At 69.0% G+C, this 16,808-nt stretch carries 12 protein-coding genes; 4 read left to right on the forward strand and 8 right to left on the reverse strand.

What is annotated here, in order from left to right; translation table 11 throughout:
* Nucleotides 1-54 precede the first annotated feature (54 nt).
* The 4 genes from AC1Z3O_RS19115 to AC1Z3O_RS19130 all read right to left on the reverse strand — a co-directional run bounded on the left by AC1Z3O_RS19115 (nt 55) and on the right by AC1Z3O_RS19130 (nt 3,481).
* Nucleotides 55-1,029: a 2-dehydropantoate 2-reductase gene (locus tag AC1Z3O_RS19115; RefSeq protein WP_483517275.1), complete on the reverse strand. Its 975-nt coding sequence runs from the start codon at nt 1,027-1,029 to the stop codon at nt 55-57.
* 56 nt (nt 1,030-1,085) lie between these two features.
* Entirely contained in the window at nt 1,086-1,880 is a 795-nt protein-coding gene (locus AC1Z3O_RS19120) for a class II aldolase/adducin family protein (RefSeq protein WP_483517659.1), read from the reverse strand.
* Nucleotides 1,881-2,005: 125 nt separating this feature from the next.
* Nucleotides 2,006-2,977 carry a DUF2272 domain-containing protein gene (locus AC1Z3O_RS19125; RefSeq protein WP_483517276.1) on the reverse strand — a complete coding sequence of 324 codons (972 nt, stop codon included), beginning with the start codon at nt 2,975-2,977 and terminating at the stop codon, nt 2,006-2,008.
* 225 nt (nt 2,978-3,202) lie between these two features.
* Nucleotides 3,203-3,481, reverse strand: a complete 279-nt coding sequence (locus AC1Z3O_RS19130; protein ID WP_483517277.1) for an HU family DNA-binding protein — start codon at nt 3,479-3,481, stop codon at nt 3,203-3,205.
* Between the two features lie 1,386 nt (nt 3,482-4,867).
* Here AC1Z3O_RS19130 and AC1Z3O_RS19135 point away from each other — a divergent pair.
* A complete protein-coding gene (locus tag AC1Z3O_RS19135; RefSeq protein WP_483517278.1) occupies nt 4,868-5,362 on the forward strand; it encodes an SET domain-containing protein in 495 nt (164 codons plus the stop codon).
* A gap of 18 nt (nt 5,363-5,380) precedes the next feature.
* Here the strand turns inward: AC1Z3O_RS19135 and AC1Z3O_RS19140 are convergent, their stop codons facing one another.
* From AC1Z3O_RS19140 to phhA, 4 genes are all read right to left on the reverse strand, one after another.
* Nucleotides 5,381-6,949 carry a sensor histidine kinase N-terminal domain-containing protein gene (locus AC1Z3O_RS19140; protein WP_483517279.1) on the reverse strand — a complete coding sequence of 523 codons (1,569 nt, stop codon included), beginning with the start codon at nt 6,947-6,949 and terminating at the stop codon, nt 5,381-5,383.
* Nucleotides 6,950-6,969: 20 nt separating this feature from the next.
* A complete protein-coding gene (locus AC1Z3O_RS19145; RefSeq protein ID WP_483517280.1) occupies nt 6,970-7,674 on the reverse strand; it encodes a response regulator transcription factor in 705 nt (234 codons plus the stop codon).
* A 116-nt stretch (nt 7,675-7,790) separates the two neighbouring features.
* Complete coding sequence (locus AC1Z3O_RS19150) at nt 7,791-8,102, reverse strand: 4a-hydroxytetrahydrobiopterin dehydratase (RefSeq protein WP_483517281.1); 312 nt, start codon at nt 8,100-8,102, stop codon at nt 7,791-7,793.
* 166 nt (nt 8,103-8,268) lie between these two features.
* A complete protein-coding gene (gene phhA, locus AC1Z3O_RS19155) occupies nt 8,269-9,204 on the reverse strand; it encodes a phenylalanine 4-monooxygenase (RefSeq protein ID WP_483517660.1) in 936 nt (311 codons plus the stop codon).
* 215 nt (nt 9,205-9,419) lie between these two features.
* Here phhA and AC1Z3O_RS19160 point away from each other — a divergent pair, with 215 nt between their 5' ends.
* The 3 genes from AC1Z3O_RS19160 (at nt 9,420) to AC1Z3O_RS19170 (ending at nt 16,806) form a co-directional block, all read left to right on the forward strand.
* Entirely contained in the window at nt 9,420-9,893 is a 474-nt protein-coding gene (locus AC1Z3O_RS19160) for an Lrp/AsnC family transcriptional regulator (protein ID WP_483517282.1), read from the forward strand.
* 83 nt (nt 9,894-9,976) lie between these two features.
* A complete protein-coding gene (locus AC1Z3O_RS19165) occupies nt 9,977-16,108 on the forward strand; it encodes an alpha-2-macroglobulin family protein (protein ID WP_483517283.1) in 6,132 nt (2,043 codons plus the stop codon).
* Nucleotides 16,105-16,806: a lysoplasmalogenase gene (locus tag AC1Z3O_RS19170; RefSeq protein ID WP_483517284.1), complete on the forward strand. Its 702-nt coding sequence runs from the start codon at nt 16,105-16,107 to the stop codon at nt 16,804-16,806. The genes AC1Z3O_RS19165 and AC1Z3O_RS19170 overlap by 4 nt, the downstream gene beginning before the upstream one ends.
* Nucleotides 16,807-16,808 lie beyond the last annotated feature (2 nt).

Below are 16,808 nucleotides of genomic sequence, written 5' to 3' on the forward strand. Positions count from 1 at the left end.
CCGTAGAGGTCCGGAGGCGGCGCACTGCCGCCGCCTCCCGATCCTCCCCCTGCGTCAATACAGGCCGCGCACCTGCGCATTCAGGCGCACCAGGCCGAGCAGGGCATCCACATTGGGCGTGGCGATGCCCACATGCGCGCCGATCTCGCGCACCGCGCCCACCAGCGCATCGATTTCCACCGGCCGGCCGGCTTCGGCATCCTGCAGCATCGACGTCTTGAAGGCGCCGAGCTTGCGCGTGACCTGGTTGCGCTCCACGCCGCTTTGCGAGATGGGGCAGCCGATGGCCGCACCGATGCGGCTGGCTTCTTCCATCACGGCCAGGCAGAAACGGTTAACCAGGGGATCGTCGAGAATGCGGTCGCAGGTGGCTCCGGTCAGCATCGATACCGGGTTCATGGTCATATTGCCCCACAGCTTGAACCAGATGTCCTGCTGGATGGCATCGGAGCTTTCCACCTCGAAGCCCGCTGCCGCCAGCAGCGCGCCCACGCGCTCGACGCGCGCATCGCGGCCGCCGGTGGCCGCGCCGAGGATCAGGCGCGCGCCGAAACCGTGCCGCACGGTGGCCGGCGCCGGCGTCGATGCGGTCAGGTGAACGACGCAGCCCACCACCTGCCGGGCAGGGATGGCCCGGCCGATCCCGCCATCCGGATCCACGGCGGCGAGCGACAGCCCCGAACAAGGGCCCTGTCGCGCGAAAAACCACCACGGCACGCCGTTCATTGCCGTCACCACCACGGTGTCGGGACCGATCAGCGGGCCGATCTGGCTGGCCAGCGCAGGCAAGGCCGGCGCCTTTACCGCAATCACGACAATGTCCTGCACGCCCAGCCGGGCCGCATCGCCTTCCGCGTGCACCGGGTAGACGGCGGTCTGGCCGCCTTCGATCAAGGTGAGGCCCTCTGTGCGCAGCGTTTCCAGCGTCTGCCCGCGTGCCAGCACCCGCACGTCCTGGCCCGCCCGCGCCAGGCGGGCGCCGATGAAGCCGCCCACTGCGCCGGCACCGACGATACAGATGCCGCTCATGGCTCGATTCGCCGCTTGGCGGCGCCCACATCATTCGTGTGAATAATCATTGATTGCTATTCCTTATACGAAGGATTAATCGCATCGATTTCCCTGGTCAGCGCCGCAAGCACGTCTTCGCCGGCACCGAAGCGCGGATCGAACTGCAGGGCGTCGCGCGTGCACTTGCGCTGGATGTCTTGCGCAACCGGCAGTGCCGCGCCCATCGACAGGGTGGCAAGCTGGATTTCGCAGGCACGGTTGAGCAGCCAGAGCGTGCCGAAGGTACGGGCCAGCGTATCGCCCCACGCCAGCAGCCCGTGGTTGCGCAGAATTACCGCCGGCTTGTCGCCGATATTGCGCACCAGCCGCGGCCCCTCGTCCGCATGCACCGTGATACCTTCGAAAGGATGGTAGGCCACCTTGTCGAAGAGCTGGGCCGCGTAGAAGTTGCTCATCGACAGGCCCTCGGCCGAACAGGCCACGGCCATGCCGGCGGTGGTATGGGTGTGCATCACGCAGTGGGCGCCGGGGATGCCCGCATGGATGGCGGCATGCACGGTAAAGCCTGCCGGATTGACCGGCCACGGGCTTTCGCCGATCACCTTGCCGGCCAGGTCGATCTTGACCAGGTTGGAGGCCTTGACCTCGGCGTAGCGCAGGCCGAAGGGATTGATCAGGAAGTGGGCGCCGCCGTCGGGGCCGCAACTGGCCTCGGCTGGCAGGCGGAGCGTGATGTGGTTGTAGATCAACTCGGTCCAGCCGAGCCGGTCGAAGATGCGGTAGCAGGCGGCCAGCTTGACTCTGGCCTCCCATTCCAGGGGGTGGCACGATGCAGGCATGCGGATCTCCTCCGTCGGGTGGGGAGCCAGCCAGCGTCCGCAGGAACCTGCGCCGCCGCGCCGCGTCCTTTCCCGCAATCTAGTTAATGTGTTAATTATTATAGGGGCTGGCGGAGCCGGCCGCCAAACCCGCGCCCCGCCGGCCGCAGCCGCCGTCAGCGCAGGTCGTTGCGCATGATCAGCAGCCAGGGCATGTGCGAATTGGTGAACCCGTCGAGCAGGCCGGAATCGCCCAGTTCGATCAGTTCCATGGACACCGATTGCTGCACGTTGCCGCCGATCGCCTTGACCAGGCGCGCGCCGGCATCGACCTCCACCACGATATCGCAATGCATGGGCGTGGCGCCGAATCCGATCTCCGCCGGGCTGGCGAGGTACTTGTCGCGGCCGCGCGCGGCGCAGATGAGATCGCCGGGCCGTGGCATGGCGGGCAGCGCTTCGATATGGAAGGCCGGCTTGGGCAGCACGTGGTCACGTGCATCCACCACATACATCGAATGCGAGGCGCCGGTCAGGAACTGGTCGTTATCCAGGCCGGCCTTGCGCATCACCCAGGAGATGAACACCGCCGACCAGGCCCACTTGGCATGCGTGACCTGCTCGCAGCTCGGGCGCTTGCCGACGATGCCCCAGTAATGCTGGGCCCTGGCACAACCCAGGACGGTGGCTTCCATGCCGGTGCCATCGGGAAAGTTGGGACAGGTGTCGCCGGGACCATTGTTCTCGGCCTCGCTATCGGCGGAAGCCGCCTCGTCCTGGGCTTCGCCGCCCGCGGGCGCGGCGATCACCGGCGCCGGCAAGGGCGTGTCGATCACGCATGCCGTGTCGTCACGGCCCAGGCGCACGGTCTGCCCGCCCCAGCGCCGCCACTCCTGCAAGGCGATTTCGACGATACGCTGGCGCGGTCCGGCACCAGGCGTCGTTACCGGCCGCTCATCATCGGGCAGCGGTACGGCCTGCGGGCGCGCCGGCGGCGGTGGCGTGATGGCGCAGGATGCGAACAGCGAAAGCGCCACGAACAGCGCCACGCAACGCGCCGCACGCTGTGGAAAATTTTGTGGAATCGCCTGTGGAGAGATTTGTGAATAAGCCCGTGGAAAGCGGCTGCACAGAGATCGGATCGACATAGGCCACCTCGCTGCGAAGCGCGCGGACCCGCTTGATTTGATTGACTTTACCGCAGATGCGGGGCACTGGGCGAGCGACCTTTTCGGCCTCTGCAACAGCCCCATTCAGAATGGGATAAGTCTTGTGGATAACGTCCCCGCGCGGCGCGCACCTGCGCCATCTGGCATCGGGTGGCGACACGGCGGGGTCATACGAACGGGCTACTGGCTGCGCCCGTCTACCACTCACTGATTGACGGCATCCTTGAACTTCTGGCCAGCCTTGAACTTTACGGTCTTGGCGGCTTCCACCTTGATTTCCTCGCCGGTGCGCGGGTTGCGCGCCATGCGCTCACCGCGTTCGCCCTGGCTGAACGTACCAAAGCCGATCAGGCTGAGCGTCTCGCCCTTGGCCACGGCGTCCATGATGGCCGACAGGGTCACGTTCAGTGCCTGTTCTGCCTTGGCCTTGGTCAGGCCGTCCACGCCGGCGGCGATGGCGTCGATCAGTTCGGTTTTCGTCATGCTTCACTCCGTATCGAGTTGATAAAACACTGCCCCCCGGACCCGGCCGATGCGCGAGGCACCGGCGCCGGCCAAGGCGCTGCGGGCCACATCATACCGTGTCGGGCCAAGCGCACCGGGAACAGATTGTTACAGCGAGGCCCCGCAGATGGCTCTGTGGCGCGCTTGCAGCGTGTGTGACCCGCGCGCGCACCACTCGTTCACACAAGGTATGCCGGCGCGCACACGTGCAGAGCTGCGTGCGCCGATGGCCACTACATTGCGCGGAGGATGCGCCGTGGAGCGCTGGAGAGGCGCCAGGCACCTCCCGGTACGCGCATGCCTCCTGTACCTCCCAGAGGCCGCCTGCCGGCCGTTTGACGCGCCTGGAGGCCCCTGGCGCGCTCCTCGGCCCCTTTTGCGGGCTCTAGGGCCCCCTCATGGTCCGATCCACCGCCCAGCACGGCACGAGCGGAGGGCCGCAAGGCCGCGGCCGGTTTCGATGAACTATCTTGCACGCACGAGCGAGCCTTGCCGGGCCAGGCCATTCGCGCGGCGAATGACGGCGAGACGGGGGGAGGGGAGGGTCCAGGAAAGGAAGCCGCCTCCAAGCGCGATAGCGATGTAAACGGCGCCCCTTGCAAAAGAGGCGCATGGACGATCGCGACGGAGCGTATACGTGCCGCGCATTTGCCCGCATCGATTGCTGCATGCACGCGGCACGTATACGGCGCGTATACGCGCGCGCCATCACAACCGGGCGGCCTTCGTCGAGGTTTACCTCCGCTGCCCGTGCCCGAGGCCCCACCGCTGGCGCAGTTAACCTTGCCTGCGAATTAAGCAAGCCTCATTGAGGCTCGAGGTAAACCTCATCGAGGTTCTGGACCGTGGTTCGTCGATAGCTGGACGCAGTCCATCGGGTTTACATCTTTTCTTTCATGTATACAGATAGTGGTAGTAGGTAAACACCCTGCCAACCTGTGGATAAGCACGTTTACGTCAATCGCATCAAGCGTTTACGTAAACAGCAACCGCAGGGATGCCGTGTTGGCCGGCGTGGATGACTCCACCGTTCGGATGAGGTTGGGCGCAAGCGGTCTCCAACTTATGCCTGAGCCATCCCCATACCGGCCCCAGGCAGCCCACATGCAATGCGCGCGCTTATCCACAGAAATGGGTGGGTTTATCCACAAACGCAGGCGCGGCCGTATACGTCGTCTGACGGGTATACCGCCCCCTGGGTGCTTGACGGGCGGGGCGTATACCTGTGGCTGTCCCTCGGTAAACGGCAGCGCATCGCACAGGCGGGGGTGCTCTCGCCTTGGGGGCCGGGTATCATCGCGATCGCGCCGGACGGCCGGCGGCCGAGTGAGCGCCTGATAGGGCATGGGAAGGCAAATGGCGGAAATGTCGAAACAGGAACAGCAGGAAAAGCAGCAAAAGGAAGGCAAGGGCGCGAGCAGCCTCATCGAGGTGCGCCAGTCCGGCGTGCATGGCAAGGGCGTCTATGCGATCGCGCAGATCGCGGCCGGCGATCGCATCATCCAGTACAAGGGCGAGCGCATTTCGTGGAAGGAAGCGCTCAAGCGCCATCCGCACGATCCTGAGGACCCCAACCACACCTTCTATTTCAGCCTGGAAGGCGGGGATGTGATCGACGCCAAGTACGGCGGCAATCGTGCGCGCTGGATCAACCATGCCTGCGAACCCAATTGCGAGGCGCGCGAGAAGAAGGGCAAGGTCCATATCTACGCGCTGCGCGATATCGCGCCGGGCGAAGAGTTCTTCTATGACTACGGCCTGGTGATCGACGCGCGCTACACCAAGAAGCTCAAGAAGGAATACGAATGCCGCTGCGGCAGCCCCAAGTGCCGGGGCACCATGCTGGCCCCGAAGAAGTAAGGACGCCCGCGGCCGGACTCAGGCCGTGCCCGGCGCCTCGCAGGGCACGCGGATGACGAAGCGCATGGCCGGCGTGCCGTCGGTTTCGGCGGGGGGCACGTCTTCGATGTGGATGGTGCCCTGGTGCAGGGTCACGATCTCATGCACGATGGCCAGGCCCAGGCCGGCGCCGCCGGGCGCGGAGCCCGGCGTGCTGGGGGAGGGCGCGTTGTCGCCGCGGAAGAAGCGCTTGAACACCTCTTCGCGCCGCGCGGGTGCGATGCCGGGGCCGTTGTCCTCGATCATCACCACCGCCATGCCGCGGTGACCCAAGGTCTCGCCGCCGGCGCGCACCGTGATGCGCCCGCCGGGCGGCACGTACTTGACCGCATTGTCCAGCAGGTTGCTCAGCGCCTCGCGCATCAGGAGCCGGTTGCCGCGCACGTAGGATGGCGCGGCGCCGGTGAAGGTGGGGCCGGGCAGTGTTTCGAAGCCCAGGTCGATATGGCGCGCCAGCGCCTGCGGCACCCATTCCGCGCCGGTCTCGAAGGCCATCTCGGCCAGGTCGAAATAGTCGATCGGCCCCAGCCGTTCCAGCGACAGGCCGGGTTCGGCGCGTGCCAGCGACAGCAGCTGGTTGGACAGCCGCACCGCGCGGTCGGACGAGATCTGCAGTTCGCGCAGGGCGTGGCGCGCCACTTCCAGGCTGTCGGCCGCCATCGCGCGGTCGGCATGCAGCTTGACCGCGGTGAGCGGCGTGCGCAGCTGGTGGGCGGCGTCGGCGATGAACTTGCGCTGGGCGTCGAGGGCATCGCGCAGCCGCGACAGCAGCGCATTGAGCGCGCGGATCAGCGGTTCGACCTCGGCCGGCACCTGGGTTTCGTCCAGCGCGGCCAGCGAGCGCGCGGTCTGGCGGTTGAGCTTGTCGGTCAGCAGCTGCAGCGGCACCAGCTCTTCCTTGAGCACGTGCGACAGGATCAGGCTGCCCACCAGCAGCAGCAGGATCAGCGGCACCGATACCGACAGCAGGATCTCGTTGGCGGCGGCCTCGCGCCGGTCGAGCAGTTCGGCCACCTCGACCACGATCGGCCCGTGCCGCGGCTTGCCCTGCACAGTGGTGGCGAATTCGTCGGCGGCTGCGCTGGGTATGCTGACCGGCAGCCGCACGGCGCGCACCTGCCGGCCGCTGAACCAGGCATAGAAGAGCCGCGCATCATGCAGCGTGGTCTGGCCGGTGCCGTAGCCCAGCCAGGTGTCCATGCCGCCGATCAGGCCGTCGGGGCCGTGGATGCGCCAGTAGATGCGATCGCTGCCCTCGGCCTCGACCAGCGTCTGGGCGATCATCGGGATGTCCTGCTCCAGCCGCGGCCCGGCGATGCGGATCTGCTGCGCGATATTGTTGGCCACGCCGTAGAGTGCGCGGTCGAACACCTGCGTGGTGTAGTGGGCGGCCAGCCAGTAGGAGAGGGAGCCGCTGGTCAGCACCAGGGCGAACAGCGGCGTGGCCAGCTCGCGCAGCAGGTGGACGCGCAGGCTTTGCGAGGAGGCCGGCCGCGCCGCCGGTGCGCCGGCGGGGGCGCGGGATTCAGGCCGGGAGCGCAGCCACATGGCGGGAAGCGGCTGCCGCCCTATTGGCCGGCGCGGATCTGCAGCAGGTAGCCGAAGCCGCGCACGGTGACGATTTCCACGTCGCTTTCCTCGAGCTTCTTGCGCACGCGGTGCACATAGACCTCGATGGCGGTATCGCCGACGGTGTCGCCGCCCTCGCCGGCCGGGTGGGCGAAGGTGGCCAGGTGGTCCTGCAGCTGCGCCTTGCTGACCACGCGTCCTTGCCGCTGCAGCAGCAGTTCCAGCACGGCGAACTCGCGCGGCGACAGCTCCAGCGGCTTGCCGTCGATGAACATGCGGCGGTCGTTGCCCGACAGGCGCAGGCCGCCCAGGCGCACGTCGCGCTCGGGCGCGGCCTCGCCGTGCTGGCTGCGGCGCAGCAGCACGCGCACGCGCGCCTCCAGCTCGGGCAGCGCGAAGGGTTTGACGAGGTAGTCGTCGGCGCCGGCGTTCAGGCCGGAGAGCTTGTCTTCCAGCTCGTCGCGCGCGGTCAGGATGATGACGGGGGTGGTGCGGTTGCGGGCGCGGTAGCGCGCCAGCAGGGTCATGCCGTCGATGCCGGGCAGTCCCAGGTCCAGGATGACCAGGTCATGCTGTTCGCGCATCAGGTGCTCGGTGGCATAGACGCCATCGTGCACCACGCGCACCTGATGGCCGGCCTGCGACAGGCCGGCTTCGACGCCACTGGCAATCTGGCGGTCGTCCTCGATCAGCAGGATACGCATAACGGCAGGGGGGAGAAGCGGGGGAAGGGGTGAGTACTGCTACTGGCAACAGATTGTACAGGGCGCCGGCCAGCCTTGCTTCGGTTTCCCCCGCTTCGCCGGGTGCGCGGCTGCGCTCAGCGCTGGCCCAGCGAGGCCGCGGCCTGCTCGATGAAGCGGGCCAGGTTGATGTCGCGCATGGTCAGGCCGTTGGCGTCATGGGTGGACAGCGTGATGTCGACCCGGTTGTAGACGTTGAACCACTCCGGATGGTGGTCGGCCTTCTCGGCGGCCAGCGCCACGCGCGTCATGAAGGCGAAGGCGGCGTTGAAGTCGGCGAAGGTGAAGCGCTTGTGGATGGCGTCGCGGTCCTGCACGGCGGTCCAGCCAGGCAGCGTGGCCAGCAGCGGGGCGCGTTCCTGCTGGGAGAGGGCGGTCAGGGTGGTCATATTGGCCTCGATCTGGGAGATTCGATTCAGTTGTGAATCGGTTGGAATGCGGGCATGCCGGCCCGCCCGCGCCGCCTCAGGGGCGGCGGCGGGCGCCTGCCGGCATTGTTTCACAAAGCGGGGGGAGAGGCGGCGCGCCGCCTCGCTAAGCTAAGCGCGCGGGTGCTCAGACGTCGTCGCTGTCGCTCCAGCCTTCGCGGGTGCCGGTGTTGAGCACCAGGTCGCCCTCGGCCACGTCGCCCGCGCCCAGCGTGGGCTGCGCGCGCAGCTCCTCGTACAGCGGCGTGAAGTCAGGGCGGGTCGCGTCGAACAGCTGCTCGAAGTTGTCGATGACGAAGTAGGTCTTCTGGAAGGTGTCGATGCGGTAGCGCGTGCGCATGATACGGCGCACGTCGAAGCCGATGCGGTTGGGGCTGGCCGAATCCAGGCTGTAGATGGACTCGCCCTGGCTGGAGAGGATGCCGGCGCCGTAGATGCGCAGGCCCTCGGGCGTGCGGATCAGGCCGAATTCCACCGTGTACCAGTAGAGCCGCGCCAGCATGTCGAGCGCGTTCATCGAGGCCGCCTTCAGGCCGCCCTTGCCGTAGGCCTCCATGTAGTCGGCGAAGATCGGGTTGATCAGCAGCGGCACGTGGCCGAACACATCGTGGAAGCAGTCGGGTTCCTGCAGGTAGTCGAGCTGCTCGGGTTTGCGCATCCACCAGCTGGCCGGGAAGCGGCGGTTGGCCAGGTGCTCGAAGAAGACCTCGTCCGGCACCAGGCCGGGCACGGCCACCACCTGCCAGCCGGTCGCGCGCATCAGCGTCTCGTTGAGCTGCTCGAAGTTCGGCACGCGGTCTTTTTCCATGCGCAGCGTCGCCAGGCCCTGCAGGAATTCGTTGCAGACGCGGCCGCGCAGCATCGTGGCCTGGCGCTCATAGAGCTTGCGCCAGACGGCGTGATCGCTGTCGGTGTAGCGGTGCACGGGCTGAGCGATGGTGAAGTCGGGGCGCAGTTCCTGGCCGGACAGCAGGCCCGCGTCGAACTGCTCCTTGAGCTTGTCGGTCATGGTGCCTTGGAAGCCGGCGGGCGTGCCGGACTGGCCGGCGGCGGTGGTTTGCATTTCCATGGATATCGTCTCCGCGCGGCGCGCCGCGCAATGGCAGCGTCTGTTTGGCATTCGCTGCGGATTATGTGCACATAATAGCCAGGGCGAGGCGCATTTTGCCCGCAAAATCGGCTTGGATTCTATATGCCGTGCACGTATCATGCGTTTAATTAAGCATCCGTGCGGAAATCACGCGCGGAGTCCTTGGCCTTTCTGCGGGAGCCCCCCACATGGTCTCGCTCGACCCTTTCGACCTCGCCCTGCTGGCCGCGCTGCAGGCCGACGGCCGCTCCACCCACCAGCAGCTCGCGGAACGAGTGCACCTGTCGCCCAGCCAGGTCGGCCGGCGCCTGGCCCGCCTCGAGGCGGATGGCGTCATCACCGGCTACCGGGTGGCGCTGTCGCCGCCCAAGCTGGGACTGGGCGTGCTGGTCTTCGTCAGCGTCAAGCTGGCCCACCACGGCGACGCCATCATCGAGCGCTTCCGCGAAGACATCCTGCTGCTCGAAGAGGTGCAGGAGTGCTATTCGGTGGCCGGCGAGGCCGACTACCTGCTGCGCGTGGTGGTGGCCGACCTGCCCACGCTGGCTGAATTCACCATGAAGAAGCTGATGCGCGTGGCCGGCGTCGAGAGCGTGCGCTCCAACATCGTCTTGACCGCGCTCAAGCAGGACGGTCCGCTGCCGCTGTCACAACTGCGCTGATCGTGTGGCGCATGCGGCACGGGCTTGCGCTTGCCGCGGCCGCGTGTCACCCTCGCCGCATGCCAAAACGGGAGAAGGCGCAGATGCGGGAGAACAACGCTCGGGCTGTCCACAAGGCAGACCGCCGAGTCAGGAAAGGCCGCGGGTCACTGGCACTGGCGCTGCTGGCGCCGCTGGCGGGGCTGGCCATGCAGGCGGCGCAGGCCGCACAGGTGGCGCGTTTTTCTCCCGAGGGATCGGTGTCGCAGGCGCGACAGGTGGCGATCCGCTTCGACGAAGACATGGTTCCGCTGGGGGACCTGCAGGCCGCGGCGCCCGCCAGCGTGTCGTGCACGGGCGGCGCCGACGCCGGCGGCCAGCCGCGCTGGGTCGATGCGCGCAACTGGGTGTTCGATTTTCGCCAGGACCTGCCCCCGGGCGTGCGCTGCACGGTGCGCATCGCGCCGGGCCTGGCCAGCGTGGCGGGCAAGGCCTTCTCCGGCAGGCGCGAGTACCGCTTCGAGACCGGCGGCCCGGTGGTGATCGCCAGCCGGCCCTTGGGCGGCGAGATCGAGGAAGACCAGGTCTTCGCCCTGCGCTTCAATGGCGCCGCCACCGCTGCCTCCTTGCGCGAGCACGCCTGGTGCCAGGCGCAGGGTCTGGGCGAACGCATCCCGGTGCGGCTGCTGGACGGCAAGGAGCGCGACGCCGTGCTCGATGCGATCCGCTGGAAGACCTACGCCAAGGCTGCCGACACCGTGCACCTGCTGGCCTGCCAGCAGCGCCTGCCCGCGGGCGCGCGCATGCAGCTGGTGCTGGGTGCCGGCATCGCCACGCCCTCCGGCCTGGCCACGCGCGAGGACCGGCGTTTCGACTACACCGTGCGCGAACCCTTCACCGCCAGCTTCAGCTGTGAGCGCGAACGCGCGCAGGCGCCCTGCACGCCGCTGCGCCCGCTCACGCTGCATTTCTCCGCGCCGGTGCCGCGCAAGGCGGCCGAGCACATCGTGCTGAAGACGCCGTCGGGGCCGCGCGCGCCCCGCTTCGATCCCGACCTTGCGCCAGGCGCAAGCGTCAGTTCCCTGACCTTCCCCGCACCCTTGCCGGAGCGCGCCAGCCTCACCATTGCGCTGCCGCGTGATGTGCGCGACGAAAGCGGCCGCGCGCTGTCCAACGCCGACCTGTTCCCCCTCAAGGTGGACACCGCCGCCATGCCGCCGCTGGCCAAGTTCGCGGCGGCGCCGTTCGGCGTGGTGGAGCGTTTCGGCGAGGTGCCGAAGGGCAAGGCGGCGGCTGACTATCCGCCGCTGCTGCCGCTGACCGTGCGCAACGTCGAGGCCGACCTCGCCGTCCAGGGCCTGCGCGCGCAGGCCGGCACGGTGGCCCGTCTCAGGGTCGACGACGACGGCGCCGTGCTGCGCTGGTTCGGCCTGGTGCGCCGCCTGCACGAGACCAGCTGGACGCGTGGCGAACTCGACGCCATCCTGGCCGGCCGCTCGCCGTCGACGGTGAGCAATCCGCGCAATGCGCCGCAGATCGAGACGCGCACGGTGCCCTTGCTGGCCAACGCCCCCGGCGTGCGCAGGCTGACGCTGCCCGCGTCCGAGGGCAAGGACAAGCGTCCCTTCGAGGTGATCGGCGTGCCGCTGCCCGAGCCCGGATTCCAGGTGGTGGAAGTGGCCTCGCCCGCGCTGGGCGCCGCGCTGCTGGGCAAGTCCGCGCCGATGTATGTGCGCACGGCCGTGCTGGTGACCAATCTTGGCGTGCACTTCAAGCTGGCGCGCGCGAGTGCTGACAGCAACGGCAGCAACGGCAGCGAGGGCAAGCTGAGCGGCCTGGCCTGGGTGACCACGCTCGATGACGGCAAGCCGGTGGCCAACGCGGCGCTGGCGGTGCGCGACTGCAGCGGGCGCCTGCTGGCCGAGGGGCGCAGCGGCGCCGACGGCGTGGCGCGCTTCCCCAGGATCGACGATATTCGCGAGCGCCAGTGCGACGATACCGGCCTGTCGGGCTACTTCGTCTCGGCCCGTATCGGTGCCGCTCATCCGCAGGCGCGCGGACAGGCCGACATGGCCTTCGTGATGTCCGACTGGAACCGGGGCATCGAGAGCTGGCGCTTCAATGTACCGACCGACACCAGCGCCACGCCGACGCTGCGGGCCCACACCATTTTCGACCGCACGCTGCTGCGCGCCGGCGAGACCGTGTCGATGAAGCACCTGATCCGCACCGAGACCGCGCAGGGCTTCGGGCTGCCGGGCACGAACCAGCCGCTGCCGGGCAAGCTGGTGATCCGCCACGTCGGCAGCGACCAGACCTATGAGCTGCCGCTGCAGTGGCGCGGCACCGCCAGCGGCGGGCGCAGTGCGGAAAGCCGCTTCCAGATCCCGCCCGATGCCAAGCTCGGCAGCTACGAGGTCGAGCTGGTGGCGCGCCGCGGCGAGGGCGACAAGGCCCAGGAAGACAGCATCGCGAGCGGCAGCTTCCGCGTCGAGGCCTTCCGCCTGCCGGTGCTGGCGGGCACGCTGAAGGCCGGCGTCGACGCGCCGGTGGTGGCCCCGGCCGAGCTGCCGGTCAACGTGGAAGTTCACTACGTGGCGGGCGGTGCGGCCTCGGGCCTGCCGGTGCGCGTATCCGCGCTGCTGCGCGACACGGTGGTGTCCTTCCCCGACTATGACGACTATTCCTTCGCGCCGCCGCGTCCGCGCCAGGAGTCCGGCGGCGGCGACGAAGACATGGAGGAAGAGGCGTCAGCCACGCACGACGACGGGCAGAAGCTGATCGCCGACAAGCTGCCGCTGACTCTAGACAAGAACGGCGGCGGCAGGCTGGCCGTACGCAAGCTGCCGGCGCTGGACTCTCCCAAGAACCTGCTGCTGGAAGCAGGCTTCGCCGATCCGAACGGCGAGATCCAGACGCTGCGCCAGACGGTGCCGCTGTGGCCCGCTGCGGTGGTCGCGGGCATCCGCACCGAGGGCTGGGCTTCGGTACGGCAGAAGATCATGGTGCACGGGCTGGCGCTCGATACCAACGGCAAGCCGCAGGCGGGCGTCTCGGTGCAGGTCAATGCGCGTGCGCGCATCGTGACCTCGGCGCGCAAGCGTGTGGTCGGCGGCTTCTACCGCTACGACAACAGCAGCGTGAGCCGCGACCTCGGCACGGTGTGCGAGAGCCGCAGCGATGCGCAGGGGCGGGTACGCTGCGAGGTGGCGCTCGAGCAGGCCGGCCAGATCGAACTGATCGCCAGCGCGCGTGACAATGCCGGGCGTACTTCGCGCGCGGCCACCACGGTGTGGGTGACACGCCAGGGCGAACTGTGGTTCGGCGGCGAGGACCATGACCGCATCGACCTGCTGCCGGAAAAGAAGTCCTACGCACCCGGCGAGACCGCGGTGTTCCAGGCGCGCATGCCGTTCCGCCAGGCAACCGCGCTGGTCTCGGTGGAACGCGAGGGCGTGCTGCAGACCAGCGTGGTCGAGCTCGATGGCAAGGACCCCACCGTGCGCCTGAAGGTGAAGCCGGAATGGGGACCCAACGTCTACGTCTCGGTGCTGGCGGTGCGCGGCCGCCTGCGCGAGGTGCCGTGGTATTCCTTCTTCACCTGGGGCTGGCGCCAGCCGCTGGAATGGTGGCACGCCTTCCGGAGCGAAGGCCGCGCGTGGACCGCGCCGACGCCGCTGGTGGACCTGTCCAAGCCGGCCTTCCGCCTGGGCCTGGCCGAGATCCGCGTCGGCAACGAGGCACACCGGCTCGACGTCAAGGTCGCTACCGACAAGAGCAGCTATCCGGTGCGTGGCAAGGCGCAGGTGACGGTGCAGGTGACGCTTCCCGATGGGCGTCCCGCCGCGGGCGGCGAGGTGGCGCTGGCCGCGGTCGACGAAGCGCTGCTGGAGCTGATGCCCAACCGGAGCTGGGACCTGCTCGATGCCATGCTGCAGCGGCGCAGCTACGGCGTGGAGACGGCGACCGCGCAGATGGAGATCATCGGCAGGCGCCACTATGGACGCAAGGCGGTGCCCGCGGGCGGGGGCGGTGGCAAGAGCCCTACGCGCGAGCTGTTCGATACGCTGTTGCTGTGGAATCCGCGCGTGGTGCTCGATGCCGCCGGCAAGGCGTCGCTGACGGTACCGCTCAACGACTCGCTCACGCGCTTCCGCATCGTCGCGGTGGCCGACCAGGGCGTGGGCCGCTTCGGCAGCGGCAGCGCCACCATCGCCGCCACGCAGGACCTGCAGCTGATCGCGGGACTGCCGCTGCTGGTGCGCGAAGGCGACCGCTACCGCGCCATGTTCACGCTGCGCAACACCACTGCGCGCGCGATGACGGTGGAGGCCAACGCGCGCGCCGGCCTGCCGGGCCAGGACCATGCGCTCGCGGCGCAGACGGTGCAGCTCGCCGCCGGGGCCGCGCAGGAGATCGGCTGGGACGTGACCGTGCCCGACATCCTGGCCTTCACGCGCAGCGCGAGCCTGCAGTGGGAGGTACAGGCGCGCGAGAAGGGTGAGAAGGGCGGCGGCGCTGCTGACCACATCAAGCTGTCGCAACAGGTGGTGCCGGCCGTGCCGGTGACGGCGCAGCAGGCCACCATGGGCCAGCTCGCCCCGGGCCTGTCGGTGCCGGTGCGCGCGCCGGCCGGCGCGCTTGCCGAGCCGGGCGGGCAGCGGCCGCGCGGCGGGCTGCAGGTGGAGCTGCAGTCGTCACTTGCGGGCGGCATGCCAGGCGTGCGCGATTGGTTCCAAGCGTATCCGTTCAGCTGCCTGGAGCAACGCGCCTCCAAGGCCATCGGCCTGGGTGACGCCGCGGCGTGGAACGCGCTGATGGCGCAGCTGCCGTCCTACCTCGACGTGGATGGCCTGGCGTCGTACTTCCCGCTGCGCGACGACAACCAGGCCGGCAGCGAGGTACTCAGCGCCTACCTGCTGTCGATCAGCGACGAGGCCACGCGTGCAGGCCTGCCGCTGCGCATGCCCGAGGCGCAGCGCGAGCAGATGGAGCGCGGCCTTACCGCCTTCGTCGAAGGCCGCATCCAGCGCAAGCGCTGGGCGCCCACGCAGGACCTGGAACTGCGCAAGCTGGCCGCACTGGAGGCCTTGTCGCGCAGCGGCCACGCGCAGCCGCGCATGCTGGATTCGATCCAGATCCTGCCCGCGCAATGGCCCACTTCGGCGCTGCTCGACTGGATCGCGTTGCTGGCACGCATGCCCGACATCCCGCAGCGCGATGCGCGCCTGGAGCAGGCCCAGCATCTGCTGCGCGCACGCCTGACGGTCCAGGGCACGCGGCTGGCATTCTCCAGCGAGTCCAGCGACCGCCTGTGGTGGCTGATGAGCGGCGCCGACAGCAACGCCGCGCGCCTGCTGGCGCTGGCCACCGAGCTGCCCGGCTGGAAGGAGGAGGCGCCGCGGCTTGCCGTCGGGCTGCTGGGCCGCCAGGTGCGCGGGGCCTGGGATACGACCACGGCCAACGCCTGGGGCACGCTTGCGATGGCGCGCTTTGCGCATGCCTTCGAGCAGGCGCCGGTGGCGGGCAGCACACGCATTGCGCTGCAGGGTGGAGGCGAGGCCGCGCGCACCTTCGACTGGGCACGCGCCACGCGCGCCGATGGCAAGGACATTGCGCGCGGCAGCATGATGCTGCCGTGGCCGGCAGCACACACAGCAAGCGCAGCAAACCCAGCGCACGCGGCACCCGCTGCGGGCGTTGCAGTGGAACCGATCGGCACCTTGCGACTCGAGCATGCCGGCAGCGGCCATCCCTGGGCCACGGTGCGGGCGCTGGCAGCGGTGCCGCTGCGCCAGCCCGTCGCCGCCGGCTATCGCATCCGGCGCACCATGACGCCGGTCGAGCAGGCGGTGCCGGGCAGGTGGTCGCGCGGCGATCTGTACCGCGTCAAGCTGGAGTTCGACGCACAGGCCGACATGACCTGGGTGGTGGTCAGCGACCCGCTGCCGGCGGGCGCGACCATCCTCGGCAGCGGGCTCGGACGCGACACCGAGATCGCCACGCGCGGCGAGCAGCGCAGCGGTGCCTGGCCGGCGTTCACCGAGCGCACGCCGCAGGCCTACCGCGAGTACTACGCCTACCTGCCGAAGGGGACCGCGTCGGTGGAGTACACCGTGCGGCTGAACAATGCGGGTGAGTTTGCGCTCCCGCCCACGCGCGTCGAAGCGTTGTACGCGCCGGACGTGTTCGGCGCCGCGCCGAACGCCAAACTGCTGGTGGGAGAACGGCCTTGAACCGGCTAGCGATGATGATCCCCGCGCGCGTGCGCGAATGGTGGCTGGCCGGCGCGCTGGCCGGCGTGATCTACGGTGGCTTGCTGGTCAGCGCGGCGATGGAGCTGCCGCCCGGTTCGCCGCTGGCGGGCCAGATCTCGCTGCAGCCGGCGTGGAAGACCGCGATGGCGCTGATGCTGGCGCGCGCGGCCTGGTTCCACCGGCCCTTGCGCGAGCGGCGCTGGCTGGTGGCGGCGTTGCTGTGCTCGGCGCTGGGTGACTTCCTGCTGGCGCTGCCCGGCCTGCCTTATTCCTTCGTCGGCGGCCTGGGCGCGTTCCTGCTCGCGCATTTCGCCTACATCGGCCTGCTGCTGCCGCTGGCTGGCGACTGGCGCGCGCCGCGGCTGGTCGGTTGCGGCCTGGTACTGGGCGCGGCGGGCACGCTGCTGGGCCGCTTCTGGCCCAATCTCGGGGCGCTGACGGGACCGGTGTCGGTCTACGTCTGCGCGCTCGCGGTGATGGCCTGCACGGCGCTGGTGGCGCGCTTGCCCACGCCGCTGGCGGCCATCGGCGCGCTGTGCTTCGCCGCGTCGGACGCGATGATCGGCATGGCGCGCTTCCTGTCGCCCTTCGATAGCTACCAGCTCGGCATCTGGTGGACCTACGCGGCGGCGCAGGTGTTGCTGGTGGCCGGCGTGACGGCGGGGCGCGGGGAGTGAGC

The organism is Cupriavidus sp. 09_S30, assembly GCF_056930435.1.